At 61.9% G+C, this 26985-nt stretch carries 24 protein-coding genes and 1 pseudogene; 15 read left to right on the top strand and 10 right to left on the bottom strand.

Annotation, left to right across the window (positions count from 1 at the left end):
- Positions 1 to 133 precede the first annotated feature (133 nt).
- Together purT and FBY03_RS19760 are read left to right on the top strand one after the other, a co-directional pair.
- Positions 134 to 1315: a formate-dependent phosphoribosylglycinamide formyltransferase gene (purT, locus tag FBY03_RS19765; RefSeq protein WP_147174060.1), complete on the top strand. Its 1182-nt coding sequence runs from the start codon at positions 134 to 136 to the stop codon at positions 1313 to 1315.
- Complete coding sequence (locus FBY03_RS19760; protein ID WP_147174059.1) at positions 1312 to 2067, top strand: SGNH/GDSL hydrolase family protein; 756 nt, start codon at positions 1312 to 1314, stop codon at positions 2065 to 2067. The genes purT and FBY03_RS19760 overlap by 4 nt, the downstream gene beginning before the upstream one ends.
- Here FBY03_RS19760 and FBY03_RS19755 read toward each other — a convergent pair.
- Both FBY03_RS19755 and FBY03_RS19750 read right to left on the bottom strand, forming a co-directional pair.
- The gene (locus FBY03_RS19755) at positions 2024 to 3322 is read right to left on the bottom strand and encodes an HlyC/CorC family transporter (protein WP_147174058.1); all 1299 of its coding nucleotides are present in this window, start codon (positions 3320 to 3322) and stop codon (positions 2024 to 2026) included. The two genes, FBY03_RS19760 and FBY03_RS19755, sit on opposite strands and share 44 nt — an antisense overlap.
- 10 nt (positions 3323 to 3332) lie before the next feature.
- Entirely contained in the window at positions 3333 to 4133 is an 801-nt protein-coding gene (locus FBY03_RS19750) for an inner membrane protein YpjD (RefSeq protein WP_147174057.1), read from the bottom strand.
- 158 nt (positions 4134 to 4291) lie between these two features.
- Between FBY03_RS19750 and ffh the strand changes: the two genes are divergently transcribed.
- The 6 genes and pseudogenes from ffh (at position 4292) to FBY03_RS19720 (ending at position 8406) form a co-directional block, all read left to right on the top strand.
- The gene (ffh, locus tag FBY03_RS19745; protein ID WP_147174056.1) at positions 4292 to 5668 is read left to right on the top strand and encodes a signal recognition particle protein; all 1377 of its coding nucleotides are present in this window, start codon (positions 4292 to 4294) and stop codon (positions 5666 to 5668) included.
- A 187-nt stretch (positions 5669 to 5855) separates the two neighbouring features.
- Positions 5856 to 6107 carry a 30S ribosomal protein S16 gene (rpsP, locus tag FBY03_RS19740; RefSeq protein WP_025165100.1) on the top strand — a complete coding sequence of 84 codons (252 nt, stop codon included), beginning with the start codon at positions 5856 to 5858 and terminating at the stop codon, positions 6105 to 6107.
- A gap of 7 nt (positions 6108 to 6114) precedes the next feature.
- The gene (rimM, locus tag FBY03_RS19735) at positions 6115 to 6651 is read left to right on the top strand and encodes a ribosome maturation factor RimM (RefSeq protein ID WP_147174055.1); all 537 of its coding nucleotides are present in this window, start codon (positions 6115 to 6117) and stop codon (positions 6649 to 6651) included.
- A gap of 5 nt (positions 6652 to 6656) precedes the next feature.
- Complete coding sequence (gene trmD, locus FBY03_RS19730) at positions 6657 to 7409, top strand: tRNA (guanosine(37)-N1)-methyltransferase TrmD (protein WP_147174054.1); 753 nt, start codon at positions 6657 to 6659, stop codon at positions 7407 to 7409.
- Between the two features lie 42 nt (positions 7410 to 7451).
- On the top strand, positions 7452 to 7802 hold the full coding sequence (rplS, locus tag FBY03_RS19725; RefSeq protein WP_147174053.1) for a 50S ribosomal protein L19: 351 nt from the start codon (positions 7452 to 7454) through the stop codon (positions 7800 to 7802).
- Between the two features lie 174 nt (positions 7803 to 7976).
- Positions 7977 to 8406 (top strand): annotated as a pseudogene (locus FBY03_RS19720) (acyl-CoA thioesterase).
- 44 nt (positions 8407 to 8450) lie between these two features.
- Here the strand turns inward: FBY03_RS19720 and FBY03_RS19715 are convergent.
- A complete protein-coding gene (locus FBY03_RS19715) occupies positions 8451 to 10319 on the bottom strand; it encodes a sodium:proton antiporter (protein WP_147174052.1) in 1869 nt (622 codons plus the stop codon).
- A gap of 97 nt (positions 10320 to 10416) precedes the next feature.
- On the opposite strand from FBY03_RS19715, the gene xerD reads away from it, so the two are divergent.
- The 5 genes from xerD (at position 10417) to gtfA (ending at position 16635) form a co-directional block, all read left to right on the top strand.
- Positions 10417 to 11313, top strand: a complete 897-nt coding sequence (xerD, locus tag FBY03_RS19710) for a site-specific tyrosine recombinase XerD (protein WP_147174051.1) — start codon at positions 10417 to 10419, stop codon at positions 11311 to 11313.
- Between the two features lie 93 nt (positions 11314 to 11406).
- Positions 11407 to 12132 (top strand): DsbC family protein, encoded by a 726-nt coding sequence (locus FBY03_RS19705; RefSeq protein ID WP_147174050.1) that lies wholly within the window; start codon positions 11407 to 11409, stop codon positions 12130 to 12132.
- A gap of 113 nt (positions 12133 to 12245) precedes the next feature.
- Positions 12246 to 13550: a homoserine dehydrogenase gene (locus FBY03_RS19700; protein WP_147174049.1), complete on the top strand. Its 1305-nt coding sequence runs from the start codon at positions 12246 to 12248 to the stop codon at positions 13548 to 13550.
- A gap of 68 nt (positions 13551 to 13618) precedes the next feature.
- Entirely contained in the window at positions 13619 to 15040 is a 1422-nt protein-coding gene (thrC, locus tag FBY03_RS19695; protein WP_147174048.1) for a threonine synthase, read from the top strand.
- Between the two features lie 152 nt (positions 15041 to 15192).
- Positions 15193 to 16635 carry a sucrose phosphorylase gene (gene gtfA / locus FBY03_RS19690; RefSeq protein WP_147174047.1) on the top strand — a complete coding sequence of 481 codons (1443 nt, stop codon included), beginning with the start codon at positions 15193 to 15195 and terminating at the stop codon, positions 16633 to 16635.
- A gap of 70 nt (positions 16636 to 16705) precedes the next feature.
- On the opposite strand, the gene FBY03_RS19685 is transcribed toward gtfA, so the two are convergent.
- Both FBY03_RS19685 and FBY03_RS19680 read right to left on the bottom strand, forming a co-directional pair.
- On the bottom strand, positions 16706 to 17419 hold the full coding sequence (locus FBY03_RS19685) for an endonuclease (protein WP_147174046.1): 714 nt from the start codon (positions 17417 to 17419) through the stop codon (positions 16706 to 16708).
- Between the two features lie 90 nt (positions 17420 to 17509).
- Positions 17510 to 18709 carry a CaiB/BaiF CoA-transferase family protein gene (locus FBY03_RS19680; protein ID WP_147174045.1) on the bottom strand — a complete coding sequence of 400 codons (1200 nt, stop codon included), beginning with the start codon at positions 18707 to 18709 and terminating at the stop codon, positions 17510 to 17512.
- 96 nt (positions 18710 to 18805) lie between these two features.
- Between FBY03_RS19680 and FBY03_RS19675 the strand changes: the two genes are divergently transcribed.
- The gene (locus FBY03_RS19675; RefSeq protein WP_147174044.1) at positions 18806 to 19345 is read left to right on the top strand and encodes a YaeQ family protein; all 540 of its coding nucleotides are present in this window, start codon (positions 18806 to 18808) and stop codon (positions 19343 to 19345) included.
- 88 nt (positions 19346 to 19433) lie between these two features.
- Positions 19434 to 21149 (top strand): single-stranded-DNA-specific exonuclease RecJ, encoded by a 1716-nt coding sequence (gene recJ, locus FBY03_RS19670; protein ID WP_147174043.1) that lies wholly within the window; start codon positions 19434 to 19436, stop codon positions 21147 to 21149.
- A gap of 24 nt (positions 21150 to 21173) precedes the next feature.
- Here recJ and FBY03_RS19665 read toward each other — a convergent pair whose 3' ends face one another.
- From FBY03_RS19665 to FBY03_RS19645, 5 genes are all read right to left on the bottom strand, one after another.
- The gene (locus tag FBY03_RS19665; protein WP_147174042.1) at positions 21174 to 22826 is read right to left on the bottom strand and encodes a GGDEF domain-containing protein; all 1653 of its coding nucleotides are present in this window, start codon (positions 22824 to 22826) and stop codon (positions 21174 to 21176) included.
- Between the two features lie 246 nt (positions 22827 to 23072).
- The gene (locus tag FBY03_RS19660) at positions 23073 to 23549 is read right to left on the bottom strand and encodes an ester cyclase (protein ID WP_147174041.1); all 477 of its coding nucleotides are present in this window, start codon (positions 23547 to 23549) and stop codon (positions 23073 to 23075) included.
- An 81-nt stretch (positions 23550 to 23630) separates the two neighbouring features.
- A complete protein-coding gene (locus FBY03_RS19655; RefSeq protein ID WP_147174040.1) occupies positions 23631 to 25055 on the bottom strand; it encodes a gamma-aminobutyraldehyde dehydrogenase in 1425 nt (474 codons plus the stop codon).
- Positions 25056 to 25219: 164 nt separating this feature from the next.
- On the bottom strand, positions 25220 to 26044 hold the full coding sequence (locus FBY03_RS19650; RefSeq protein ID WP_147174039.1) for an ABC transporter permease: 825 nt from the start codon (positions 26042 to 26044) through the stop codon (positions 25220 to 25222).
- Positions 26034 to 26984 carry an ABC transporter permease gene (locus FBY03_RS19645; RefSeq protein WP_147174038.1) on the bottom strand — a complete coding sequence of 317 codons (951 nt, stop codon included), beginning with the start codon at positions 26982 to 26984 and terminating at the stop codon, positions 26034 to 26036. The genes FBY03_RS19650 and FBY03_RS19645 overlap by 11 nt, the downstream gene beginning before the upstream one ends.
- Position 26985: the final 1 nt, after the last annotated feature.

Here is a 26985-nt window from a genome sequence, read left to right as displayed (position 1 = left end):
ACAGCAGGGTGCAGGGGCTGGTGTGTTTGGCGACTGCCAATTTACCTGCATCCCTGACTGTCAATCCTCTCTTCCCCGCGACAATGCGAAGATCCATTTATTTCCCTTTTCCTCGTTGCTCTAAGGACCTGCTATGCCCCGTATAGGAACCCCGTTGTCGCCGAGCGCAATTCGAGTCTTGCTCTGTGGGTCTGGCGAGCTGGGCAAAGAAGTGGTGATCGAGCTGCAGCGCCTCGGTGTTGAGGTGATTGCGCTGGATCGCTACGCCAATGCGCCGGCCATGCAGGTGGCGCATCGTAGCCATGTGGTCGATATGCTCGACGATGCCGCGCTGCGCGCGGTGATCGAGCTGGAGCAGCCGCATTACATCGTTCCGGAGATCGAGGCGATCGCCACGGCGACCCTGGTTGCGCTGGAGAATGAGGGCTTTACCGTGATTCCCAGTGCGCGCGCCGCACAGTTGACCATGAACCGCGAGGGTATTCGCCGTCTGGCGGCCGAAGAGCTGGGCTTGCCGACCTCGCCTTACCAGTTTGCCGACTCATTCGAAGCCTGTCGCGCGGCGGTGCAGGCGTTGGGCTTTCCCTGCCTGATCAAACCGATCATGAGTTCATCCGGCAAGGGCCAGTCGTTATTGAAGAGCCTGGATGATCTGCAGGCGGCCTGGGATTACGCGCAGGCCGGCGGGCGTGCTGGCAAGGGGCGGGTCATCGTCGAGGGTTTCATCGATTTCGACTACGAGATCGCGCTGCTGACCGTGCGCCATGCCGGCGGCACTACGTTCTGCGCGCCAGTCGGGCATCGTCAGGTCAAGGGCGATTATCAGGAGTCCTGGCAGCCGCAGCCGATGAGCGCAAAGGCCCAGGCCGAGGCCGAGCGCATCGCCTTGGCCGTGACCGACGCATTGGGCGGTCGCGGGCTGTTTGGCGTCGAGTTGTTCGTCAAGGGTGATCAGGTGTGGTTCTGCGAAGTCTCCCCGCGTCCCCATGACACCGGTCTGGTAACCCTGATTTCCCAGGATATGTCCGAGTTCGCCTTGCATGCGCGGGCCATCCTCGGCCTGCCGGTTCCGGCGATCCGCCAGCTGGGCCCGTCGGCCTCGGCGGTGTTGCTGGCTGAAGGCGAGTCACGCCAGGTCAGTTTCGCTAACCTGGGCGCGGCCCTGGTTGAGCCGGATACCGCGCTGCGTTTGTTCGGCAAGCCGGAGGTCAGCGGGCAGCGCCGCATGGGCGTGGCGTTGGCCCGCGATGAGTCGCTGCAGGCTGCGCGGGCCAAGGCTGCCCGCGTGGCGCAGGCGGTCAGCATCGAGTTGTGAGTCGCTGGCGCGGGTTGCTCTGGTGGCTGGCGGCACTGCCGTCATTGCCGCTGGCAGTGCCCTTGGCGATTCTCGCGCGGCGCACGGCGTTACGACTGGCGCCCGCCGCTGGCCCTCGGCGTGGTGTGGTGGGTGCCGACTTGCCCGGTGAGCCCTTGCGCTTACTGCTGTTAGGCGAGTCCACGGTCGTCGGTGTTGGCGCCGGCTGTCTGCAGCATGCCTTGGTCGGATGTTTGGCGCAGGCCTTGGCCGCGCGTCATGGCCGGCCTGTGCTGTGGCGTGCCTGCGGCGAGAATGGCATCCGCGTCACCCAAGCCTGTGAGCGTCTGCTGCCGCAGGTGCTGGATGACCATGTAGACCTTGCGTTGTTGCTGTTCGGGGTCAACGACACCACAGGTTTCACCTCGATGCGGCGTTGGCAATCGTCACTGACCCGAGTGACTGATGAATTGGCCGCGGGTGGCGCTCGGGTGGCGTTTTGCGGCGTGCCGCCGTTGCAGCATTTCACCGCGTTGCCCTGGCTGCTGCGGCGTTTGCTGGGTGCGCGGGCGGCGCTGCTGGATGCGCGCTTGCGTCAAGTCGCCGAGCGCTCGGGTGCCGGCTATTACCCGTTGCGCCTGCGGTTTTCCGCCGCGTACCTGGCGCTCGATGGTTTTCACCCCTCGAGCCTGGGCTATAGCGTCTGGGCGCAGAGCTTGGCAGCGGAGCTTAGTCTGTCGCCGATTCCTGTTCCGGCTCTGGCTGCGCTTTAGGTGCGGACTGCCAGACTCGTACGCTTTTCACGCGGTTTTCCGAGGACTGCAGGATTTCCAGGCGGTAAGGCCCTATCTTCAGACACACGGCGCTGTCTGGAATGGTTTCCAGGGCTTCGGTGATCAGGCCGTTGAGGGTCTTGGGTCCATCGCAGGGCAGGTGCCAGTCGAGGCTCTTGTTTACTTCACGAATGTAAGCGGCGCCATCTATCACCAGGGTCCCGTCTTCCTGAGGGTGAATGTCTGGGCTGCGCAGGGCGCTCTGGTTGCTGAAGTCGCCGACAATCTCTTCGAGAATGTCTTCCAGGCTGACGATGCCGATCACGTCGCCATATTCGTCGACGACGATGCCTATGCGGTGCTTGTGCTTCTGGAAGTTGATCAGCTGGGTCGACAGCGGGGTGTTTTCCGGGATGAAGTAAGGCTCGCTGCAGGCCGCGAGCAGGCTGTCCTTGGTCAGTTGGTTATGGGTCAGCAGGCGGGCGATCTGACGCATGTGCACAACACCCTCGACCTGGTTGATGTCATTGCGAAACACCGGCAGTCGGGTATGGGGGGTGGTGCGTAGCTGACTGATAATGGTTTCGATGTCATCTTCCAGATTGATGCCGGTGACGTCGTTACGCGGGATCATGATGTCGTCTACCGTGACCTTTTCCAGGTCGAGAATGCCCAGCAGCATGTCCTGGCGATTCTTCGGTAGCTCATGGCCCGGCTCTCCCACCACGCTACGTAACTCTTCGGTGGTCAGGCTGTCGCTGGTTTTGCTGGCAGGGTCTACTCCCAGTAGTTTGAGCAGGCCATTGCTGATCCAGTTCAGCACGACTACCAGGGGGTAGAACAGTTTGAGCAGCAGCATCAGCGGCAGGCTGAACGGGTAGGCGACTGTTTCCGGGCGCAGGGCGGCCAGGGTTTTCGGGGTGATTTCGCCGAAAATCAACAGCGCCAGAGTCAGGCCTATGGTGGCAATGGCGATGCCAGCCTCGCCCCACAACTGGATGGCCAAAACGGTGGCGATGGATGAGGCGAGGATGTTGACGAAGTTGTTGCCGATCAGGATGGTGCCAAGCAGCCGGTCCGGGCGACTCAGCAGGGCGCTGACGCGCTTGGCGCCGCGATGCCCTTGCTTGGCGAGGTGGCGCAGGCGGTAGCGGTTGAGGCTGAGCAGGCTGGTTTCCGAACTGGAGAAAAACGCCGAGCAGGCGAGCAGGAATATCAGCAGGCCAATCAGGAAGCCAGGGGGCACATTGTCCACGGGGATTTGCCTAGAGATGCAGGATGAATTCGCGGACCAGTTTGCTGCCGAAATAGGCCAGCATTAGCAGGCAAAAGCCTGCCAGGGTCCAGCGGATGGCTTTGTGACCGCGCCAGCCAAGCTGATAACGCCCCCATAGCAGTACGGCAAACACCACCCAGGCGAAGCAGGAGAGGATGGTTTTGTGTACCAGATGCTGGGCAAACAGATCTTCGAGAAACAGCGCGCCGGACAGCAGTGACAGCGAGAGCAGCGCCCAGCCTGCCCAGAGGAAGCCAAACAGTAGGCTTTCCATGGTCTGCAGTGGCGGGAAGTTCTTGATCAATCCGGAGGGATGTTTGTGTTTCAGTTGATGGTCCTGCAGCAGCAGCAACAGCGACTGGAACGCGGCAATGGTGAGCATGCCGTAGGCCGTGATCGACAGCAGGATATGGGCGAGAATGCCCGGTTCTTCGTCGATCGGGCGGATGACGCCGGCAGGCATGAACTGCGCCAGCAGAACCGTCACGCAGCCCAGTGGAAAAAACAGTAACAGCAGGTTTTCCACGGGTATGCGCAGGCAGGCCAGCAGCGTCAGCAAGATAACGGCGGCAGATATCAGGCTGGCGGCACTGAAAAAATCTATGTTCAGCCCGCTCGGGCCAAGCAGCTGATGAAACAGACTGAGCGCATGGCCGACCAGGGCGAGCAGGCCGAGCGCAATTAGCAGACGTTTATCCGGAGTGGCGCGCCGGTTAAGTTGGAAGCTCTGGTAGGCAGTGGCGCCAAGGTAGAGGCCGGCGGCTGCAAGGCTGGTCAACAGAGGGTGCATAAATCCTGATTAGGCAAGCCCGAAAGGCGCTGAGTGTGGCATACAAAGGACATTTCACGAAAGACCACCGGCGGTGTCGGTGCTGTCGAGTCTTGGTTATAATCCGCGGTCTGCTGCAAGCCCACCCCTCGGCTCCATAGAGCCTGAAAGGAACGCGCATGTTCGAAAATCTAACTGATCGCCTCTCGCAGACCCTGCGTAACGTCACCGGCAAAGCCAAACTGACCGAGGACAACATCAAAGACACCTTGCGTGAAGTGCGCATGGCGTTGCTCGAGGCCGATGTTGCCTTGCCGGTGGTCAAGGACTTCGTGAACAAGGTCAAGGAGCGCGCGGTCGGCACCGAAGTCTCGAAAAGCCTGACGCCGGGCCAGGCCTTCGTGAAGATCGTGCGGGCCGAGCTGGAAGAGCTGATGGGCGCGGCCAACGAAGACTTGGTGCTGAACGTCACGCCACCGGCGGTGGTGTTGATGGCGGGCTTGCAGGGGGCAGGTAAAACCACCACCGTGGGCAAGTTGGCGCGCTTCCTCAAGGAGCGTAAGAAGAAGAGCGTGCTGGTGGTCTCGGCGGACGTCTATCGCCCTGCGGCGATCAAGCAGCTGGAAACCCTGGCCAGCGAAGTTGGCGTGACCTTCTTCCCCTCCGATATCAGCCAAAAGCCGGTGGCCATTGCCGAGGCGGCGATCCGGGAGGCCAAGCTCAAATTCATCGATGTGGTGATTCTCGATACCGCGGGTCGCCTGGCTATCGATGCCGAGATGATGGCGGAGATACAGGCGCTGCATGCTGCGGTCAAGCCGGCTGAGACCCTGTTCGTGGTCGATGCGATGACGGGTCAGGATGCGGCTAATACGGCCAAGGCCTTCGCCGATGCCCTGCCGTTGACCGGTGTGGTGCTGACCAAGGTCGACGGCGATGCCCGTGGTGGTGCGGCGCTCTCGGTGCGCGCCATTACCGGCAAGCCCATCAAATTCATCGGTATGGGCGAGAAAAGTGAGGCTTTGGAGCCTTTCCACCCCGAGCGTATCGCCTCGCGCATTCTGGGTATGGGGGATGTGCTCAGCCTGATCGAGCAGGCCGAGCAGACCCTCGATCGGGATAAAGCCGAGAAACTGACGAAGAAGCTAAAGAAGGGCAAGGGCTTCGACCTGGAAGACTTCCGCGATCAGTTGCAGCAGATGAAAAACATGGGTGGTCTGGGCGGCTTGATGGACAAGCTGCCGCAGATGGGTGGCGTCAATCTGGCGCAGATGGGCAATGCGCAGGGCGCGGCCGAGAAGCAGTTCAAGCAGATGGAAGCGATCATCAACTCGATGACCCCGGGTGAGCGTCGTGATCCGGAAATCATCAGTGGCTCGCGCAAGCGGCGTATCGCCATGGGTTCCGGCACTCAGGTGCAGGACATCGGGCGGCTGATCAAGCAGCACAAGCAAATGCAAAAGATGATGAAGAAATTTACTGCCAAGGGCGGTATGGCCAAGATGATGCGCGGCATGGGTGGAATGCTCCCAGGCGGCGGCATGCCGAAGTTTTAAACCTAATGCCTTGCCAGTGGCGCAGCAGTCTTGCCGCTGGCGATGTGTGCTCTATTCGCTAGTCACGTGGCTGGCGAAAAAGAGATTTGCAAAAAGCTGGATAATCCTTAGAATATGCGGCCTTTCGGGCCTAGTGCCCTATGCTCGCATTTTTGTTTTGCAGCACCGACTACAGGAACGAAGTTCAATGGTAACCATCCGTCTTGCCCGTGGCGGCTCCAAAAAGCGCCCTTTTTACCACCTCACCGTGACCAACAGCCGCAATGCGCGCGACGGTCGTTTCGTTGAGCGTGTTGGTTTCTTCAACCCGGTTGCTTCGGGCGCTGAAATCAAGCTGTCTGTTAACCAAGAGCGCGTCACCTACTGGCTGAGCCAGGGTGCACAGCCGTCTGAGCGTGTTGCTCAGCTGCTCAAGGAATCGGCTAAGGCTGCTGCCTAAGTCATTTATGAGCACAACGCCAGCTCCAGCCGAGGACCTAGTGGTACTCGGCAAGATCGTTTCGGTGCATGGCGTGAAAGGTGACGTGAAGGTGTATTCCTTTACCGACCCGATCGACAATGTGCTCGATTACCCGCGTTGGACGCTCAAGCGTGACAACGAGGTAAAGCAAGTTGAGTTGGTCAGTGGCCGCTTGCAAGGCAAGGTCGTAGTAGCAAAGCTGAAAGGACTGGATGATCGCGAAGTGGCTCGTAGCTTCGCCGGTTTTGAAATTCTTGTCCCCCGCAGTGAGCTGCCCGAACTCGCGCCTGGTGAGTTCTACTGGTCGCAGTTGGTAGGTCTGAAGGTGATTGATCAGGTTGGGCAGTTGCTCGGCACGATCGACCAGTTATTCGAGACCGGTGCCAACGATGTGATGGTGGTCAAACCTTGCACCGACAGCTTGGATCAGCGTGAACGCCTGTTGCCCTATACCGAGCAATGCGTGTTGTCGATTGATCTGGCCGCTGGCGAAATGCGAGTCGACTGGGATGCGGACTTCTAAGCGACATGCCTAGCTTGCGCGTTGAAGTCATTACGCTATTTCCGGAAATGTTTGCCGCTATCAGTGATTACGGCATCACTAGCCGCGCGGTAAAGCAGGGGCTGTTACAGCTGACCTGCTGGAATCCAAGGAGCTACACCACAGACCGTCATCACACCGTGGATGACCGTCCCTTTGGTGGTGGTCCTGGCATGGTGATGAAGATCAAGCCGCTTGAGGATGCTTTGCTCGATGCCAAGCAGGCCGCAGGTGTAAAAGCGAAGGTAATTTACCTGTCGCCGCAAGGTCACCAGCTGACTCAGTCAGCAGTGCGTGAACTGGTGAACGAGGAGGCTTTAATCCTCATCGCTGGACGCTATGAAGGTATTGATGAGCGCTTCATTGAGGCGCATGTCGATGAAGAATGGTCGATCGGGGATTATGTCCTGTCTGGCGGTGAGCTGCCGGCCATGGTGCTGATCGATGCGGTAACGCGCCTTTTGCCTGGTGCATTGGGTCATGCAGACTCGGCCGAGGAGGACTCCTTTACGGATGGCCTGCTCGACTGCCCGCACTACACCCGCCCGGAGGTGTATGCGGATAAATGTGTTCCACAAGTGTTGCTCAGTGGCAATCACGAACACATCCGGCGCTGGCGTTTACAGCAGTCCCTTGGTCGGACCTGGCAACGTCGCGTTGATCTTCTGGAAAGCCGCTCGCTTTCTGGAGAAGAGAAGAAATTGCTGGAGGAATACATCCGCCAGCAGGACGATAGTTAATGTATCGATGACACGCCAGACGGCCTGTCTTAGGAGCGCAGCATGACCAACAAAATTATTCAGCAGATCGAAGCTGAGCAGATGGGTAAAGAGATTCCTCCTTTTGCGCCGGGCGACACCATTGTCGTTCAGGTAAAAGTGAAGGAAGGCGACCGTCAGCGTCTGCAGGCATTCGAAGGCGTTGTCATCGCCAAGCGCAACCGTGGTCTGAACAGCGCCTTTACTGTTCGCAAGATCTCCAACGGTGTTGGTGTTGAACGTACTTTCCAGACCTACAGCCCGCTGGTTGACAGCCTGGCCGTCAAGCGTCGCGGCGATGTGCGCAAAGCCAAGCTGTACTACCTGCGCGCTCTGTCCGGTAAGGCAGCACGTATCAAGGAAAAGCTGGTTTAAGCCAAGCTTCCCAGCAAAAAAGCAGCCTTCGGGCTGCTTTTTTCGTTTATGGAGCTGGCTGATCGATGGGTGTCGGTGGTTCGGCATAGAGACATGCTGTGCGTCTGCAGAGAGGCGGTAAGCATGCGGCCTTGCATTCTGGAGACAGCCACATCGATGGATATGGGTAGTGGTATGACCTCGCGAGAGCAAGAGATCCTGCGGCGCACCGAACTGTCGGAAACCCGCGTGACCCAGGCGTTTTTTCCGCTCACTACCAACCATCACAACAGCCTGTTCGGCGGCACCGCGCTGGCGTGGATGGACGAAGTGTCATTCATCGCGGGCGGCCACGCGATTCTGTCGTTTGCCGCTGGTGACGGTGTCCTCTGATCGGATCGACTTCAATCATGCTATTGCGGCGGGTTCGATCGTCGAGTTGGTCGCGCGGGTGATCAAGGTGGGTAACACCAGCCTCAAGGTCGAAGTCGAGGTGTTCGTCGAGAGCATGTACAGCGATGGCCGCGAACGGGCCATCAATGGCGTCTTCAGCTTCGTCGCCATCGATGACGAGAAGAAGCCGGTGCCCGTGCTCCCGGCCTTTGCGTTGGCATCGGCGACCTGAGTCAGGCGCACCTAAAGACGCTGACCCAGGTGCCGGCCTAGGCCCTAGGCCGAGTGCTTTGCGCTTTCAGGCTTGTTCTCAGCCAGACTGTCCTGCTCGGCGATAGCCGCATTTTCCTTCTGTGCTTCGATCAGGGATACCAGGGTCCAGCCCGTCTTCGGCTGCACGCTGTTGTCTGGCGTCGCCACATGTACCCAGCCCTCCCGATCACGGGCGAATAGCAAGGTTGCCCGTACGCCATGCAGCGACTGGTAGTCGTTCCAGTCGAAAGTGTCGGTCAATGTGGTGCTGTACAACTCGGCGCCATGGGAAAGGCGACTGGCCGCGTGTGGGTACGTCATGGCTTGGCTACCCAGCGGTCGGCCGCGATGCTCGTCGCTGGCACGGTGTTTGTCGGTGCGCCGGCTTTCCTGACCGCTGGCCAGGCTGAACAGGTGTGTCGCACCAAATTCATGACGAAAACGCATGCTCGCCAGGGTATTCAGCTCGCCCGCCGGGGACAGTGCCAATAAGTGGCCGAGACCGACCAGGTCGAGGTGCGCCTCGGCATGCTGGGACGCCGGGTTGCCGAAGTAGGTCGGTAGGTTCTCCATGCGCGCGGCGCGAATATTTTCCCAGCTGGAATCGGTCAGCAGTACGCGGCAACCCAGTTGCTGCAGGGCTTTGCCTATTGCCCTGGCGACAGGGTTGGCGCCGACGATAAGGAAGCCGCTGGGTGCCGGCTCGGCGACTTTTAGCAGGCTGGCCAGTGGGCGTGCGGTGGCACTTTGCAGGACTACGGTGCCGATGATCACGGCAAATGTCAGCGGTACCAGGAGTTGGGCGCCATCGTGGCCGGATTCGCTCAAGCGAATGGCGAAGATCGCCGAGACTGCTGCGGCAACGATGCCGCGCGGGGAGATCCAGGCCAATAGGGCGCGCTCGCGCCAGTTGAGGTTGGAGCCAAATGTCGACAGCGCCACATTGATCGGGCGAGCGATGAACTGAATGATGGCGAGCAGTATCAGAACTGCCGGGCCCAGGGCGAGCAGGGCGGCCAGGTCGAGGCGGGCGGCGAGGAGGATAAACAGCCCGGAGATCAGCAGCACGCTGAGGTTCTCCTTGAAGTGCAGGATGTGCCTGACATCCACGCCTTTCATGTTGGCCAGCCACATGCCCATCAGCGTGACCGCGAGCAGGCCGGACTCGTGCATGACCTCGTTGGAGGCGATGAAGATGCCGAGCACCGTCGCCAGTACCGCGAGGTTATGCAGGTAGTCGGGCAGCCACTGGCGCCGCAGCACTTGACCGAGTGCCCAGCCGCCGGCAATGCCGAACAGGCTGCCGCAGAGGATGACTCCGGCGAAGGTGCCCAGGCTGTGGTTCCAGCCGCCGCCTTCGCCGCTGGCGATGATGAAGCTGTAGATCACAACGGCGAGCAGGGCGCCGATCGGGTCGATGACGATGCCTTCCCAGCGCAGGATGTTGGCGACCGAGGCTTTCGGGCGCACCACGCGCAGCATCGGCACTATCACCGTGGGCCCGGTCACCAGGGTCAGGGTGCCGAACAGCAGGGCCATGTCCCAGGCGAAGTCGAGCAGGTAGTGGGTGGCGATGGCGATGACCGCCCAGGTGGACAGCGCGCCGACTGTGACCATGCGTCTGACCACGCTGCCGATTTCGCGCCACTCGGACAGGTGTAGGGTCAGGCTGCCCTCGAACAGAATCAGGGCCACGGACATCGATACCATGGGGAACAACAGCGGGCCGAATAGCGCTTGTGGATCAAGCCAGCCGAAGATCGGCCCTGCGAGGATGCCACCAATCAGCAAAAACAGGATCGCCGGTAGGCGCAGGCGCCAAGCCAGCCACTGGCAGGCGAGTGCGGCCGTGCCAATGGCGGCGAAGGCGAGGAGAATTTGCTGCTCGTTCATCGAGTGTCCTTGTGTGCATGCCGCTGGTCGTACATGACCTGGGTGTGAAAGACTAACCCGCTTTCAATCGCCGCCATAGTCCTCGCATGAGCCCCGCATGACTGTCATCGACCATCCGCTGATTGATCGTTTTCTCGAAGCTCTCTGGCTGGAAAAGGGCTTGTCGGAGAATACCCGTATGGCCTACCGCAGCGATCTGGTTCACTTCAATGCCTGGCTGGTCGAGCGGGGGGTGGAGTTGCAACAGGTTGGCCGCGAAGTGCTGCTCGATCATCTTAGCTGGCGCCTGAGTACCGGCTGTCAGGCGCGCTCTACGGCGCGACTGATCTCTGCGCTACGCGGTTTGTACCGTTTCCTTCTGCGCGAAGGGGTTATCGAGGTCGATCCTACGCTGCGTGTCGAATTACCGCAGCTCGGTCGAGCGTTGCCGAAATCCCTGTCGGAGGCCGATGTCGAGGCGTTGCTGGCAGCCCCCGAACTGGATGACCCGGTTGGCTTGCGTGATCGCGCCATGTTCGAGGTGCTGTACGCCTGTGGCCTGCGCGTCAGTGAGTTGATTGGCCTGACCCTGGAGCAGGTCAACCTGCGCCAGGGCGTGTTGCGGGTGTTCGGCAAGGGCAGCAAGGAGCGTCTGGTGCCGTTGGGCGAGGAGGCGATCCTGTGGATCGAGCGCTACAGCAAAGAGGCGCGCCCCTTTCTGCTCGACGGCAAGCCCAGCGACGTATTGTTCCCCAGCTTGCGCGGCGTGCAAATGACCCGACAGACCTTCTGGCACCGAATCAAGCACCAGGCCAGGGTCGCTGGCATCGTCAAGGCCCTGTCGCCGCACACCCTGCGCCATGCCTTTGCCACTCACCTGCTCAATCATGGCGCCGATTTGCGCGTGGTGCAGATGTTGCTGGGGCACAGCGATCTGTCGACTACACAGATTTATACCCACATCGCCCAGGCCCGCCTGCAAGCGCTGCATGCCGAGCACCATCCGCGCGGCTGAGTGGTCCGTCCGGCCTGCCGCAGTCGGCCTTTGCGGGCTTCTATGGTAGGCTTCGTGCAACGCTAAAGCGTCTAATACTCAACAGGAGTAACCATGCGCGTAACCCGAATTTTCGCCGCTGTGGCTTTGAGTGTGGTCAGCAGCCTGAGTCTGGCTGCCGATGCCGATCAGGCCATCCGCAAGAACCTGCAGTCGATCCAGCCCGACATGCCGATCGAGGCCATCGCGGAAAGCCCGATGCCCGGTCTGTACCAGGTTCAGCTCAAGGGCGGGCGTCAGTTGTATGCCAGTGCCGATGGCCAGTTCGTCATGCAGGGCTATCTCTACCAGTTCAAGGATGGTCAGGCGATCAACCTGACCGAGCAGGAAGAAAGCCGAGCGATTGCCAAGGAAATCAACGGCATTCCAACCGAGGAAATGGTGGTGTTCGCCCCGAAGGCGCCCAAGACCCATATCACCGTGTTCACCGACACCGATTGTGGTTACTGCCAGAAACTGCACAGTGAGGTGCCGGAGCTCAATCGCCAGGGCGTTGAAGTGCGTTACGTCGCCTTCCCGCGTCAGGGCCTGGCGAGCCCGGCCTACAACGAGCTGGTGAGCGTCTGGTGCGCCAAGGACCGCCAGGCGGCAATGAATACCGCCAAGTCACGGCAGGAAGTGCCCGAGGCGAAGTGTGACAATCCGGTGGCCAAGCAATACCAGTTGGGGCAAATGATTGGCGTCAATGGCACCCCGGCTATCGTCCTGGCCAATGGCAAGATGATTCCGGGCTACCAGCCGGCGCCACAGTTGGCCAAGCTGGCCCTCGACGCCAAGTAACGGGTGGTGTCGAGCTGATTGACTAATAAACAGCCGCTTCGTAATGTGCGGCTCTTTTTCTGCGGCCGGGGCCTGCCCCGGCCGTTTTTCGCAGTGCAGATGGGGAGTTCAGTGTGAAACCGGTCAAAGTAGGCATCTGTGGGCTGGGTACCGTCGGTGGCGGTACATTCAATGTGCTCAAGCGTAACGCCGAAGAAATTGCGCGGCGTGCTGGGCGTGACATCGAAGTGGCGCAGATTGCGCTGCGTTCGCCGAACCCGCACTGCGACATTACCGGCACCGCGATTACCCACGATGTGTTTGAACTGGTCGACAATCCCGAGATCGACATCGTCATCGAATTGATCGGCGGTAGCAGTATTGCCCGCGAACTGGTGCTCAAAGCCATCGACAACGGCAAGCATGTGGTCACCGCGAACAAGGCGTTGATCGCCATGCACGGCAACGAGATTTTCGCCAGGGCTCGCGAGAAGGGCGTGATCGTTGCCTTCGAAGCCGCCGTGGCCGGCGGTATTCCGGTGATCAAGGCGATCCGTGAGGGGTTGGCGGCCAACCAGATCAACTGGCTGGCGGGCATCATCAACGGCACTGGTAACTTCATCCTCAGCGAAATGCGTGAGAAGGGCCGGGCCTTCGACGATGTGCTGAAAGAAGCCCAGGCCCTGGGTTATGCCGAGGCCGACCCGACCTTCGACGTCGAAGGCATCGACGCCGCGCACAAGCTGACCATCCTCGCCTCCATTGCCTTCGGCATTCCGTTGCAATTCGACAAGGCCTATACCGAGGGCATCACCCAGCTGACCACGGCCGACGTCAACTATGCCGAGGCCCTGGGCTACCGCATCAAACACCTGGGCGTGGCCCGACGTACCGATGCCGGTATCGAGCTGCGCGTGCACCCGACGCTGATCCCGGCCGATCGCTTGATCGCCAACGTCAACGGGGTGATGAATGCGGTGATGGTCAATGGCGACGCCGCCGGCAGCACGCTGTATTACGGCGCCGGCGCCGGCATGGAACCGACGGCCTCTTCGGTCATCGCCGATCTGGTCGATGTGGTGCGCGCGCTGACCACCGACCCGACCAACCGCGTACCACACCTGGCCTTCCAGCCGGATTCGCTGTCCGATCACCCGATTCTGCCTATCGGCGCCTGCGAGAGTGCTTACTACCTGCGTATCCAGGCCAAGGATCAACCCGGTGTGCTGGCGCAGGTGGCGAGCATCCTGTCGGAGCGCGGCATCAATATAGAGTCGATCATGCAGAAGGAAGTCGAAGAGCATGATGGTTTGGTGCCGATGATTCTGGTGACCCACCGGGTGACCGAGCAGCACATGAATGATGCGATCGTCGCCCTGGAGGCGTTGGGCGATGTCGTCGGCAATGTCGTGCGGATTCGCGTCGAACAGTTGAATTAAGTCGCAGCCAGCGGCGCCTCGCCTAAGGCAAGCGTGCCGCCCACAGCTCACACCGAAGGTTTGCAACCATGCGTTATATCAGTACCCGCGGCCAGGCACCGGCCCTGAATTTCGAAGACGTGCTGCTGGCTGGCCTGGCCAGCGATGGCGGCCTCTACGTACCGGAAAACCTGCCGCGCTTCACTCAAGAGGAAATCGCCTCCTGGGCCGGCTTGCCTTACCACGAGCTGGCCTTCAGGGTGATGCGTCCGTTCGTCACCGGCAGCATCCCGGATGCCGAGTTCAAGAAGATCCTCGAGGAAACCTATGCTGCAGGTGGGGGGGTATTCGCCCATAACGCCGTAGCGCCGTTGCGTCAGCTGAATGGTAATGAGTGGGTGCTCGAACTGTTCCATGGCCCGACCCTGGCGTTCAAGGACTTCGCCCTGCAATTGCTCGGCCGCCTGCTCGATTACGTGCTGGAAAAGCGCGGAGAGCGCGTGGTGATCATGGGCGCCACCTCCGGCGACACCGGTTCGGCGGCCATCGAAGGCTGCCGCCGTTGCGACAACGTCGACATCTTCATCCTGCACCCGCACAACCGTGTGTCCGAGGTGCAACGTCGGCAGATGACCACCATTCTCGGCGAGAACATCCACAACATCGCCGTGCAAGGCAACTTCGACGACTGCCAGGAAATGGTCAAGGACAGCTTCGCTGACCAGAGTTTCCTCAAGGGTACGCGATTGGTGGCGGTGAACTCGATCAACTGGGCGCGGATCATGGCCCAGATCGTCTACTACTTCCATGCCTCGCTGCAGCTCGGCGGCCCGGCGCGCTCGGTGGCCTTCTCGGTACCGACCGGTAACTTCGGCGACATCTTCGCCGGCTACCTGGCGCGCAACATGGGCCTGCCGATCAGCCAGCTGATCGTCGCGACCAACCGCAACGACATCCTGCACCGCTTCATGAGCGGCAATCAGTATGTGAAGGGCGATCTGCATCCGACCCTGTCGCCATCCATGGACATCATGGTCTCGTCGAACTTCGAGCGTCTGTTGTTCGACCTGCACGGGCGCAACGGCGCGGCGATTGCCGAACTGATGAGCACCTTCAAGCAGGGCGGGGGTTTCAGCGTCGAAGAGGACCGCTGGGTCGAGGCGCGCAAGCTGTTCGACTCACTGGCGGTGAATGATGCCGAGACCTGCGAAACCATTGCCGAGGTGTACCAGGAGTGCGGCGAGTTGCTCGACCCGCACACCGCCATCGGCGTCAAGGCGGCGCGCGACTGCCGTCGCAGCCTGGCGGTGCCGATGGTGATTCTCGGTACTGCGCACCCGGTGAAATTCCCCGAAGCGGTGGAGAAGGCCGGTGTCGGCCAGGCGCCTGCACTGCCGGCGCACCTGGCCGACTTGTTCGAGCGCGAGGAGCGTTGCACTGTGCTGGCCAATGATCTGAAAACCGTTCAGGGTTTCGTCAGCCAGCATGGTAACCGCGGCAAGCCGCTGTAAGCGCAGCTCAAGGCGCAGCAGAACAGGCCGGCAACCGAAAGGTGCCGGCCTTTTTGTTGGCGCGGTGACATACGCTGAATAGGGTTTTTTCCGGCAGGCTTGTCGATTCTTGCTAGGGTTGCTTGAAACACAACCAAGCCAGAGGGGCTGCCATGTCACTGCGTAATGCCGTCCAGTTGATCTGTTACCCCAACCGTATGGGCAATGACCTGAGTGATCTTTACCAGGTGTTGGACCAGCATGTGGGGGATGCCATCGGCGGCGTGCATATCCTGCCGCTCTATCCTTCCAATGCCGATAGCGGCTTTTCCCCGCTGACCCATACCGAGGTCGATCCCGCATTCGGCAGCTGGGCCGATGTCGAGCGGATTTCCGCCCGTTACGATCTCTGCCTCGACCTGACCATCAACCATATTTCCGACGAGTCGGTGGAGTTCCAGGATTTTCTGCGCCATGGGCCGGCGTCTGTCTATGCGGATCTGTTCGTGCAAGTAGACCCGCTGGGGGACATAAGCCCCGAGGATCTGGCGCTTATTCACATTCGCAAAGAAAAAGAGCCGTTTCGCCAGGTGACCTTTGCCAATGGCGAGCAGGGCCGGGTCTGGTGCACCTTCACCGAGAAACAGATCGATCTTGACTACAGCTCGGCGCATACCTACCAGCTGATGGAGCGTTACATCGCCTTTCTCGCGGCGCGCGGGGTCAAGTTGTTTCGCCTGGATGCCTTCGGTTACACCACCAAGCGGATCGGCACCAGTTGCTTCCTAGTCGAGCCCGAGGTGTATCGCATCCTCGAGTGGTTCAGGGATACCGCGCAGAAATACGGCGCCGAAACCCTGCCGGAAGTGCACGATCACAACAGCTATCAGTACGCGATCTCGCGGCGTGGCATGCGCCCTTACGCCTTCGCCCTGCCGCCGCTGCTGTTGCACAGCCTGCTGGAGGTCAGCAGTCGTTACCTCAAGCACTGGCTGCGGATGTGCCCGCGTAACCAGATCACGGTGCTCGATACCCATGACGGCATCTGCATTCCGGATGTCGAAGGTGTGCTGCCGGATGATCGGATCAAGGCCTTGGTCGAGGACGTTTCTCAGCGCAGTGCCGACCCGATATTGCGTCGCTCGGCGGCCAATGTGCACAGCGTAGGTGCGATCTATCAGCTGACCTGCACCTTCTACGAGGCGCTGCTGTGCGATGACGATGCCTACATAGTCGCCCGCGCCATCCAGTTCTTCTGCCCCGGTATTCCCCAGGTGTACTACGTCGGCTTGTTGGCCGGCGGCAACGATTACGAGTTGATGGACAGCACCGGCGAGGCGCGCGATATCAATCGCCACTCGTTCAGCCTGGCCGAGGTGGACACTGCCATGAGCAAGCCGGTGGTACGTCGTCTGTTGGCCTTGATGCGCTTTCGCAGTCACTACCCGGCGTTTGAAGGGCGCTTCGAACTCAACTCCTCGAGCGATTCCTGCGTGGTCATGGCCTGGCGTCACGGCGATCACTACTGCCGCTTGAGCATCGACCTGCCGCTCAAGCGGGCGCAGATCGACTACCGCGACGTGGAGGCTGGCTGCGAACGGCAGTTGCTGTGCTGACCGAATGCAGGGGGCATGCCTCCTCCGGTCAAGTTCAAGCCGTCCGCTGATCTAACGCCCGCGGTGTGGCTCAGCGAGTGCCAGCCAGTTGGGTGTGGCAGGCGCTTTGGTCCAGGCTAGCGACGTAGGGGTTACCCCAGCCCATCACGCAGCCGAGCAGCTGATTGCGCTGGCGTTCCCAGGTCTTCACCGGGTACTGCTTGTGCCAGGTGGCATACAGCTGGCGTTTCTGCTTGGACAGGCGCAGGCGGTAACGATCGCTCATATACAGGTAGGTGCGCGCGACCATGCCGCGCACGGCCTTGCGCGGCATGGCGATGCGCGCCTTGAAGTCGACCACCATCGGGCAGGCGCCGTATTGGCTGGGCTGCTGAGGTAACCAGCCATAGGCGAAGTTGCTGCGATCACCATTGATCTCGCCTATGGCGGGCACCAGGTTGTGCAGGTCGGATTCGGCGCGGCGATAGGTCGAGTCGTGCTTCGTGCAATTCTTGCGTCCGCCCTGCTGCCAGCATTGGCGCTGATGACCGATCTGCCAGGCCGGGACTATGTGCTCCCACTCGATGCGGGCGGCGCGTTTGGCGTTCTTGCGGGGCACATAACCACAACTGCGCAGGTCGACGCGCTTGCCGCTGAATTTGCAGCCGCAGTAGAACTCCACCGATTGCCGGGCATACAGCCTCCAGCCAATTTTCTTGGCTGCGCTGAAACTGCGCGGTGGCTCGGCGAGGGCGGGGGTAAAGAGAGTCAGGCAGAGGAGAGCGAGGGTGACGCGCAGAAGCATGCGGCGTGTTCCAAAAGCGCCGCATCATACCGGCCTAGAGCCATTTGCCAAGGCTAGCCAACTAGTGGCCAGGGCGCGTGCGCTGTTGCGTCACAGCGCTCCGCAGGCCTGCAGTGCGGCGATTTGCTCGGCGCTATAACCCAGGGCGTCGAGCACCTCGTAGTTATGCTCGCCCAGCTCCGGCCCGACCCAGTCGGCCGAGCCAGGCGTCTCCGACAGCTTGGGTACTATGCCGGGCATCTTGCAGGCCTTGCCGTCCGGCAGCTTGGCGCTGAGGAACATCTCACGCGCCAGAAACTGTGGGTCGGCGAACATGTCTTCCGCCGAGAAGATGCGGCTGGCCGGCACTTCGGCCTGGTTCAACAGCGCCAGCACCTGTTCCAGCGGCAATGAGCCGACCCAGCGGTCGATCACCCCGTACAACTCGTCACGCCGTGCATCGCGGCCGTCATTGGTGGTCAGCTCTGGGTCATCGGCTAAATCCTGGCGGTCGATGGCCTGCATGAAGCGCTTGAAGATGGCATCGCCATTGGCGCCGATCTGCACATGCTTGCCGTCGCTGCTGGTGTGGATCGAGGAGGGCGTGATACCGGGCATGATATTGCCGCTGCGCTCGCGGATGAAGCCGAACACATCGAACTCCGGCACCATGCTCTCCATCATGGCGAAGATCGCCTCATACAGTGCCACGTCGACCACCTGGCCCTGGCCGCCGTTCACCTCGCGGTGACGCAGGGCCATCAGGGCGCCGATCACCCCCCATAGCGCGGCGATCGAGTCGCCAATGGAAATCCCGGTGCGCACCGGCGGTCTATCCTCGAAACCGGTGATGTAGCGCAGCCCGCCCATGGATTCGCCCACCGCGCCGAAGCCCGGCTGATCCTTCATCGGCCCGGTCTGGCCGAAGCCGGAGAGGCGCACCATCACCAGCTTGGGGTTCAGCGCATGCAGCACGTCCCAGCCCAGGCCGAGCTTTTCCAGCACGCCGGGGCGGAAGTTCTCGATCAGGATGTCGGCCTCGCCGAGCAGCTTCAGCAGCACCGCGCGACCCTCTTCATGCTTGAGGTTGAGGGTCAGCGATTTCTTGTTGCGCGCCTGCACGAACCACCACAGCGAAGTGCCCTCGTACAGCTTGCGCCACTTGCGCAGCGGGTCGCCGCCGTCCGGCGACTCGACCTTGATCACTTCGGCGCCGAACTCGGCGCAGATGCGCGAGGCGAAGGGGCCGGCGATCAGGGTGCCGAGTTCGATGACTTTCAAGCCGGCGAGGGGTTTGCTGGGCAGGTTCATGGGCTTCCATCCATCAGGCATTGGCCGCGACTCTAACGTGAGTGGGCGGCATCGGGTAGACTTGCCGGCTAATTCGCCCAGTCAAGAAGCCGCCCCATGGCCCTGCAAGCCACGACCTACAAAATCGACCTGAACCTCACCGATATCGATCGCAGCGTCTACCAGAGCCTGCGTTTTACCGTGGCCAAGCACCCTTCGGAAACCGAAGAACGCCTGGCTGCACGGCTGATTGCCTATGCGCTGTTCTATGACGAGCAGCTGGCCTTCGGCCGCGGCCTGTCGGATGTGGACGAACCGGCGTTGTGGGAAAAGAGCCTCGACGACCGCGTACTGCACTGGATCGAAGTCGGCCAGCCGGACAGCGATCGCATGACCTGGTGCTCGCGGCGCACCGAGCGCTTCAGTCTGGTCGCTTACGGCAACCTGCGCGTGTGGCAGGCCAAGGCGCTCGACCCGGTACGCAGCCTGAAGAACCTCAACGTGGTCGCGCTGGATCAGGAGGCCCTGGCCAGTCTTGCCCTGGATATGCCGCGGGCGCTGAGCTGGAGCGTGATGATCAGCGACGGCGAGTTGTTCGTCACCGATGAGCGCGGCCAGCACGAAATTCCGCTGGAGTGGCTGGCCGGCGAACGCTGATGACTGAGAAGGGTGGGTGCCGCGCGCATCCCCCCGGTCTCTGCTAGGCGTTACTGCCGGCTAATCTAGAAGGACAACTGGAATCCCGATGCGCATCGAACCCCGCCCGCTGCCCGCTACCCTGCCGAACCTGGGCAACCTGCCACCGCTGTTGACCCGCCTGTATGCCGCCCGTGGCGTGCAGTCGGAGGCCGAGCTGGACAAGGCGCTGGCCCGGCTGCTGCCCTATACGCAGTTGCAAGGCATCGAGGCGGCTGTCGAGTTGCTGGTGCAGGCCTTGCAACAGCGCCAACGCATCCTCATCGTCGGTGACTTCGATGCCGACGGCGCCACCGCCAGCACGGTCGGGGTGCTGGGCTTGCGCCAGCTCGGTGCGGCGCATGTCGATTACCTGGTGCCCAATCGTTTCGAGTACGGCTATGGCCTGACCCCGGAGATCGTCGCCGTGGCCCTGGAAAAGGCGCCGCAGCTGCTGGTCACCGTGGACAACGGCATTTCCAGTGTCGAAGGGGTGGCGGCGGCCAAGGCGGCGGGGCTCAAGGTGCTGGTCACCGATCACCACTTGCCCGGTCATGAACTGCCGGCGGCGGATGCCATCGTCAATCCCAACCAGCATGGTTGCGACTTCCCGAGCAAGGCGCTGGCCGGGGTCGGGGTGATCTTCTATGTATTGCTGGCGCTGCGCGCGCGCCTGCGCGAGCTGGACTGGTTCACACAGACCCAGCGTCCGGCGCCGAACCTGGCCGAGCTGCTCGACCTGGTGGCGCTGGGCAGCGTCGCCGACGTGGTGCCGCTGGATGCCAATAACCGCATCCTGGTGCATCAGGGCCTGGCGCGGATTCGCGCCGGCCGAGCGCGCCCGGGCTTGCGCGCGATTCTCGAAGTGGCCGGGCGTGAACCGGGGCGCATCACCTCGACCGACCTGGGCTTTATCATCGGTCCGCGACTGAACGCGGCCGGGCGGCTGGACGATATGTCCCTGGGTATCGAGTGCCTGCTCTGCGAGGACGAGGCCCTGGCGCGGGACATGGCGGTCGAACTGGACCAGCTCAATCAGGACCGCAAGGCCATCGAGCAGGGCATGCAGCGCGAGGCGCTGGCCCAGCTCAAGGACCTGCCGCTGGAAGATATGCCGTTCGGCCTGTGCCTGTTCGAGGCGGACTGGCATCAGGGGGTGATCGGCATCCTCGCCTCGAGGATGAAGGAGCGTTACCACCGCCCGACCATCGCCTTCGCCGATGCCGGTGAAGGGGTGTTGAAAGGCTCGGCGCGTTCGGTGCCGGGTTTTCATATTCGCGATGCGCTGGACGCGGTGGCGGCCAAGCATCCGGGCTTGATCAGCAAGTTTGGCGGACACGCCATGGCAGCTGGGCTGTCCCTGCCGCAGGCGCATTTCGGCGCCTTCGCCGCGGCATTCGACGCCGAGGTGCGCCGTCAGTTGGCAGAAGACGACCTCACCGGGCGCCTGCTCTCCGATGGCAGTCTGGCGGTCGAGGAGTTTCACCTGGAACTGGCCCGCGCCCTGCGGCATGCCGGTCCTTGGGGGCAGCACTTTCCCGAGCCGCTGTTTCACGGCGTGTTCCAGATCGTCCAGCAGCGGCTGGTCGGCGACAGGCACTTGAAGCTGGTGCTGAAGACCGAGTGCGGCGGCCAGACCCTGGACGCCATCGCCTTCAATATCGACCGTGAGCAGTGGCCCAACCCAACCGTGCGTTGGGTCGAGGTGGCGTACAAGCTCGACGTCAACGAGTACCGCGGCAAGGAAAGCGTGCAGCTGATGGTTGCCCATCTGGCGGCCCGTTAAGCGCGGTCATGCGGCTGCCTGCGTTTAGCGCAGCACCAGCATGACGGCTTTCTTGGTGAACATCTCGACGTCGGCCTTCGACATCAGGTCATCCAGGTGCTCGCCGTCCTGCGGGCACAGGGCCACGCCCAGGCTGGCAGTCACGTGCAGGCAGTGGCCCTGCCAGTGCAGCGGGCGGGCGATGGCCTGGCAAATCTGCGTGGTCAGGCGTTCGCTATCGACACCGCTGTGGACGCCATCGAGCAACACGACGAACTCATCGCCACCCATGCGCGCGGCCATGTCCGATTCGCGGATGCTGGCACTGATGGCGCGGGCGGCGTGGATCAGCACGGCATCGCCGGCCTGATGGCCGAAGGAGTCGTTGATCTCCTTGAACTTGTTCAGATCGATATAGCAGAGCGCCAAGTGCTCGCCGCTGCGTTTGGCGCTGAGTAGTTTCTGATTGACGTAGGGGATGAAGCTGTTGCGATTGGGCAGGCCGGTCAGGCTGTCGCGAAAGGCCAGTGCGCGGACCTCTTCTTCGGCCACCTTGCGGCGCTGGATCTCCAGCCTGAGGCGGCGCTGAGTGGCCAGCAGGGCCAAGACCGCGACCAGCACCAGGGCGCTGCCGAGGCTGATCAGGGCAATGATTTTCTGCAGTTTTTCGACTTGCTGGGGTGGGTTGGGGTTGTAGATAAAGCCGTCCAGCGCCTGGGTGTCGCCGGTCATGCCCAGCTGGTTGAAGGCTTCGGCCATGCGTTGCCAGCGCCCCGGGTTCATATGGCCGATCTCGATCAGCTCGGGGAGGATCAGCTCGCGCATGGCCTGGGCCTCAAATTGCAGGTGGGCACGGGGTTTGCTGACCCGATACTGATCGATCAGCAGGTCGATGATCTCTTCGGGGTGGTCCATGGCGTAGCCCCAGCCGCGCAAGCTGGCGCGGCGGAAGGCTTCGACCCGCTGCGGGTTTTGCTGCAGTTCGGCTTCGCTGGTGAACAATATATCGCTATAAAAATCAATGCCGTAGGTGCTCGGCGAGATCGTTACATAGTCGACCCCTTGCTGGCGCAAATAGAACGGCTCGTTGGTCAGGTAGGAGTTGAAGGCGTCGACTTTGCCTGAGGTCAGGTCTTCTATGGCGTAGCTGCTGGGCTGCAGTTGAATGCTCGCGGGGTCTATCCCTTCGCTGCGAAACATGGCGTGGAAGTCCGCATCGGTATGCGCGTTCATCAGCATCACGCGCTTGCCGATCAGGTCATGTACCGTGCGGATACCGGCATCGGCGCGGGCCAGCAGTACCGACGGGGAGTGCTGGAAGATCACCGCCAAGGCGACCAGGGGTTTACCTCTGAGGCGCTCAAACAGCAGCTCACTGTTGGACTCGGCATACTGGGCGCGCCCCGCAAGCACCTCATCAACCGGGGTTTTGCCAGGGCCGCCTTCGTGCAGGCGGACTGTCAGACCTTCTTCCTGGTAGTAGCCCTGGGCAATGGCCGCGTAGTAGCCGGCAAACTGGAACTGGTGTTTCCAGCGCAACTGGAAATCGATGACCTGTAGGGGCTGATCGGTGCTGGGCGGCGCAGCCAGGCTCCAGGCGGGCAGCAATGCCAGCAGCACGCTGCAGATGCGCAGCGTGAAATAGCGCTGTCGAAATTTTTGGCGGTGCGTTACGAGGCGAATGCAGAAGCGATGCATGGTCGTAATCCGTTAATGGGCATGCAGTGCTGGATTGCAATTGCTGTAACGCCTGCTCTGTTGGGTCGAGCATGACTTTTCAGAATATTTGCACACGCATGCCGTTAGTGCCTGTTTTTCGGCGTTGGCATATGGCGTGGGTGTACGAGCAATAATCAGGCCATTCAGTCTGTTTGAGGGTCGCGCGCCCTGGGTGTGCCGCCTGCCCGGCGTCTCTGGGCGGGACACCGGGTGGTTTGCTGGTGCTTACCAGCCGAGCTGCTTGTTGAAGCCGAGCGCGTCGTAGTAATCGCCCTGGTAGACGATCTTGCCATCCTTGATGCGCACGAAACTCACGCCTTCGAAGCTCAGCGGTTTGCCGGTGGCCGGCGTGTCCACGCCCCAGGCCCTGCTGTTGGTGCCGCTGAAGACCCACTGAAAGGCGATGCCGTCGGGGCTGACGATGGGGGCGCTGGTCATCTTCCAGATCAGGTCCGGCACGGCATTGATGAACACCTTGATCACGTTGTCGCGCGCGGCCGCCTTGCCGTTCTGCGGGGTGCCGACGGTGGCGTCGAAGTACACCGCATCCTCGGCGAGGAAGCTGGCGGCCTTGTCGGCATCGTGGGCGTTCCACGCGGCCATGTAGCCGTCGACTATGGCCTTGGCATCATCCGCGGCCTGGACCAGACCGGCCAGGGTGCAGAGCAGAATGAAGCTGAAACTACGTAGGGTGCTTTTCATCGTTATTGCTCCAGCGCTGAAGGAGCGGCCCGGTACAGGCCGCTCGGGGGTGAGGCGAATAGCTGAGCGCAGTAGCTCAGGTCAGTGTTTGAACATCACGTGTCTAACCGTCGTGTAATCCTCCAACCCATACATCGACAGATCCTTGCCGTAACCGGAGAGTTTCTGCCCGCCATGGGGCATTTCGTTGACCAGCATGAAGTGCGTGTTGACCCAGGTGCAGCCGTACTGCAAGCGCGCGGCGAGGCGATGGGCGCGGCCGACATCCTGGGTCCACACCGATGAGGCCAGGCCGTAGTCGGAGTCGTTGGCCCAGGCCAGGGCCTGCGCTTCATCCTCGAATGGGGTGACCGAGACCACCGGGCCGAACACTTCGCGGCGGACGATTTCGTCGTCCTGGCGCGCGCCGGCCAGCACCGTGGGCTCGAAGAAGAAACCGGGGCCGGCGACGCTCTTGCCACCGGTGACCACCTCGATATGCGCCTGCGCGCTGGCGCGCTCGACGAAGCCGCTGGCGCGCGCACGGTGTTCGGCGGTGATCAGTGGCCCCAGTTCGGTGCTCGGGTCGTGCTGCAGGCCGTACTTGATGGAGCCGACGGCGGCGCCTAATTCGGCGACAAACTTCTCGTAGATGCCCTTCTGCGCATAGATGCGGCAGGCCGCAGTGCAGTCCTGCCCGGCGTTATAGAAGCCGAAGGTGCGGATGCCGTCGACTGCAGCGGCGATATCGGCGTCGTCGAAAATCAGCACCGGCGCCTTGCCGCCGAGTTCCATGTGCAGGCGTTTCACCGTAGCGGCGCTGCTGGCGATGATGTTCGAGCCGGTGGCCACCGAACCGGTCAGCGACACCATGCGCACCTTAGGGTGGGTCACCAGTGGGCTGCCGACGCTGGCGCCACGGCCGAAGATGATATTGACCACCCCTGCGGGGAACAACTCGGCGATGAACTCGGCCAGTTTCAGCGCAGTCAGCGGCGTCTGCTCGGACGGCTTGAGCACCACGCAGTTACCCGCGGCGAGGGCCGGGGCGAGCTTCCAGGCGGCCATCATCAGTGGGTAGTTCCACGGCGCGATCGATGCCACGACGCCAATGGGATCGCGGCGGATCATCGAGGTGTGACCGGGCAGGTACTCGCCGGCGGCGCTGCCGATGAGGCAGCGGCTGGCGCCGGCGAAGAAGCGGAACACATCGGCGATGGCCGGGATTTCGTCGTTCAGCGCCGCGGCGTAGGGCTTGCCGCAGTTGTCCGATTCAAGTTTGGCCAGTTCTTCGGCATGCGCCTCGATCTTGTCGGCCAGACGCAGCAACAGCAGCGAGCGGTCTTTCGGCGCGGTCTGCGACCAGCTGGCGAAAGCCGCCTCGGCCGCGCAGACCGCCGCGTCGACCTGCTCGGCGCTGGCTTCGTTTACCTGCAGCAGCGGCGCGCCGAGTGCCGGGTTGAGCACCGGCAGGCTGGCGCCTGCGCCGGCCAGCAGTTGGCCATTGATCAACAGTTTGGTTTGCATGGCGAAATCCTCCGGTTAGGGTTGCTACGAACGCGGATGAACGCGTGGCTGGCGCTTTGGGGCCTGAGCCGTAGGCTGGCTAGAGGCGTTTTTTGCCGAAACCCAGCTAAAGGCAATCGAGCTGGGTTTCGCTGCGCTCTATCCAGCCGACGTTTCCCCTGTCCTCACTTGCCGCCGCTGCCGGCGACGCTTTCACCACCCTTGGTCAGGTAGTAGGCGGCGAGAATCGGCAGCATGGTTACCAGCATCACTAGCATGGCGACCACGTTGGTCACCGGCACATCGCGTGGGCGGGACAGCTGATTGAGCAGCCACAGCGGCAGGGTGCGCTCGTGGCCGGCGGTGAAGGTGGTGACGATGATCTCGTCGAACGACAGGGCGAAGGCCAGCATGCCGCCGGCCAACAGGGCCGAGCCGAGGTTGGGCAGGATGATGTAGCGGAAGGTCTGCCAGCCGTCGGCGCCCAGGTCCATGCTCGCCTCGATCAGGCTGTAGGAAGTGCGGCGGAAGCGCGCGATCACGTTGTTGTAGACGATCACCACGCAGAAGGTGGCGTGGCCGACGATGATGGTGAATATCCCCGGCTCGATGCCCAGGGTCTTGAATGCCGAAAGCAGGGCGATGCCGGTGACGATGCCGGGCAGGGCGATCGGTAGAATCAGCATCAACGAGATGCCTTCCTTGCCGAAGAAGTCGCGGCGGTACAGCGCCGCGGCGGCCAGGGTGCCGAGGAACATCGCGATCAAGGTGGCGACGCAGGCAATTTGCAGCGACAGCTTGATTGCCTCGAGCACGTCCGGGCGGGCGAAGGTGACGCTGAACCATTTCAGGGTGAAGCCCTGCGGCGGGAAGCTGAAGGCTGCGTCTTCGGTGTTGAAGGCGTAGACGAAGATGATCAGGATCGGGAAATGCAGGAACAGCAGTCCGCCCCAGGCCGCCAGCTTGAGGCCCCAGGAGGCCTGTCCAGACGCTGCAGGATTAGAGTGCATCGAAGGCCCCCAGGCGTTTGACGATGGCCAGGTAGCAGGCGACCAGCACGATAGGCACCAGGGTGAAGGCGGCGGCCATGGGCATGTTGCCGATCGCCCCCTGCTGCACGTAGACCATGCTGCCGATGAAGAAGCCGGGCGGGCCGACCAGCTGCGGCACGATGAAGTCGCCCAGGGTCAGCGAGAAGGTAAAGATCGACCCGGCGGCGATGCCTGGAATCGACAGCGGCAGCGTCACCTGCACAAACGTCTGCCAGGGCCGCGCCCCGAGGTCGGCGGACGCCTGCAGCAGGGACGGCGGCAAACGTTCCAGCGCGGCCTGGATCGGCAGGATCATGAACGGCAGCCAGATGTAGACGAACACCAGGAAGCGCCCCAGGTGCGAGGTCGACAGGGTACTGCCGCCGACGCCCGGTATGCCGAGAATCAGCTGCAGTACCGCGGCCAGGCCGAACTGATCGACGAACCATTGCGCCACGCCGCCCTTGGCCAGCAGCAGGGTCCAGGCGTAGGCCTTGACGATGTAGCTGGCCCACATCGGCATCATCACCGCAATGTAGAAAAAGGCCTTGGTCTTGCCTTGAGTGTGGCGCGCCATGTAGTAGGCGATGGGGAAGGCCAGCAGGGCGCTGGCCAGTGACACCGCAAGCGCCATGGCCAGGGTGCGCAGGATGATGTCGTAGTTGGCCGGTTGGAACAGGGCCGCCAGATTGGCCAGGGTCAGCGTCGGCGTCACCGTCATGCTGAAGTCGTTGAAGGTGTACAGGCCTTGCCAGAGCAGGGTCAGCAGCGAGCCGAAGTACACCCCGCCAAACCACAGCAGTGGCGGTATCAGCAGCAGCGCCAGGTACAGGTTCGGTTTGCGGTACAGCAGGCTGGCCAGACGGTGCAGTGGGCCGGTGTGGAGGCGTGGCGCCCGGGCATTCGGCGAGTGATCCATC

It is taken from the genome of Pseudomonas sp. SJZ079 (assembly GCF_007993865.1).
Taxonomy (GTDB): Bacteria; Pseudomonadota; Gammaproteobacteria; order Pseudomonadales; family Pseudomonadaceae; genus Aquipseudomonas.
The sequence above is the reverse complement of the archived record's forward strand: the minus strand, read 5'-3'. Positions and strand labels throughout refer to the sequence as shown.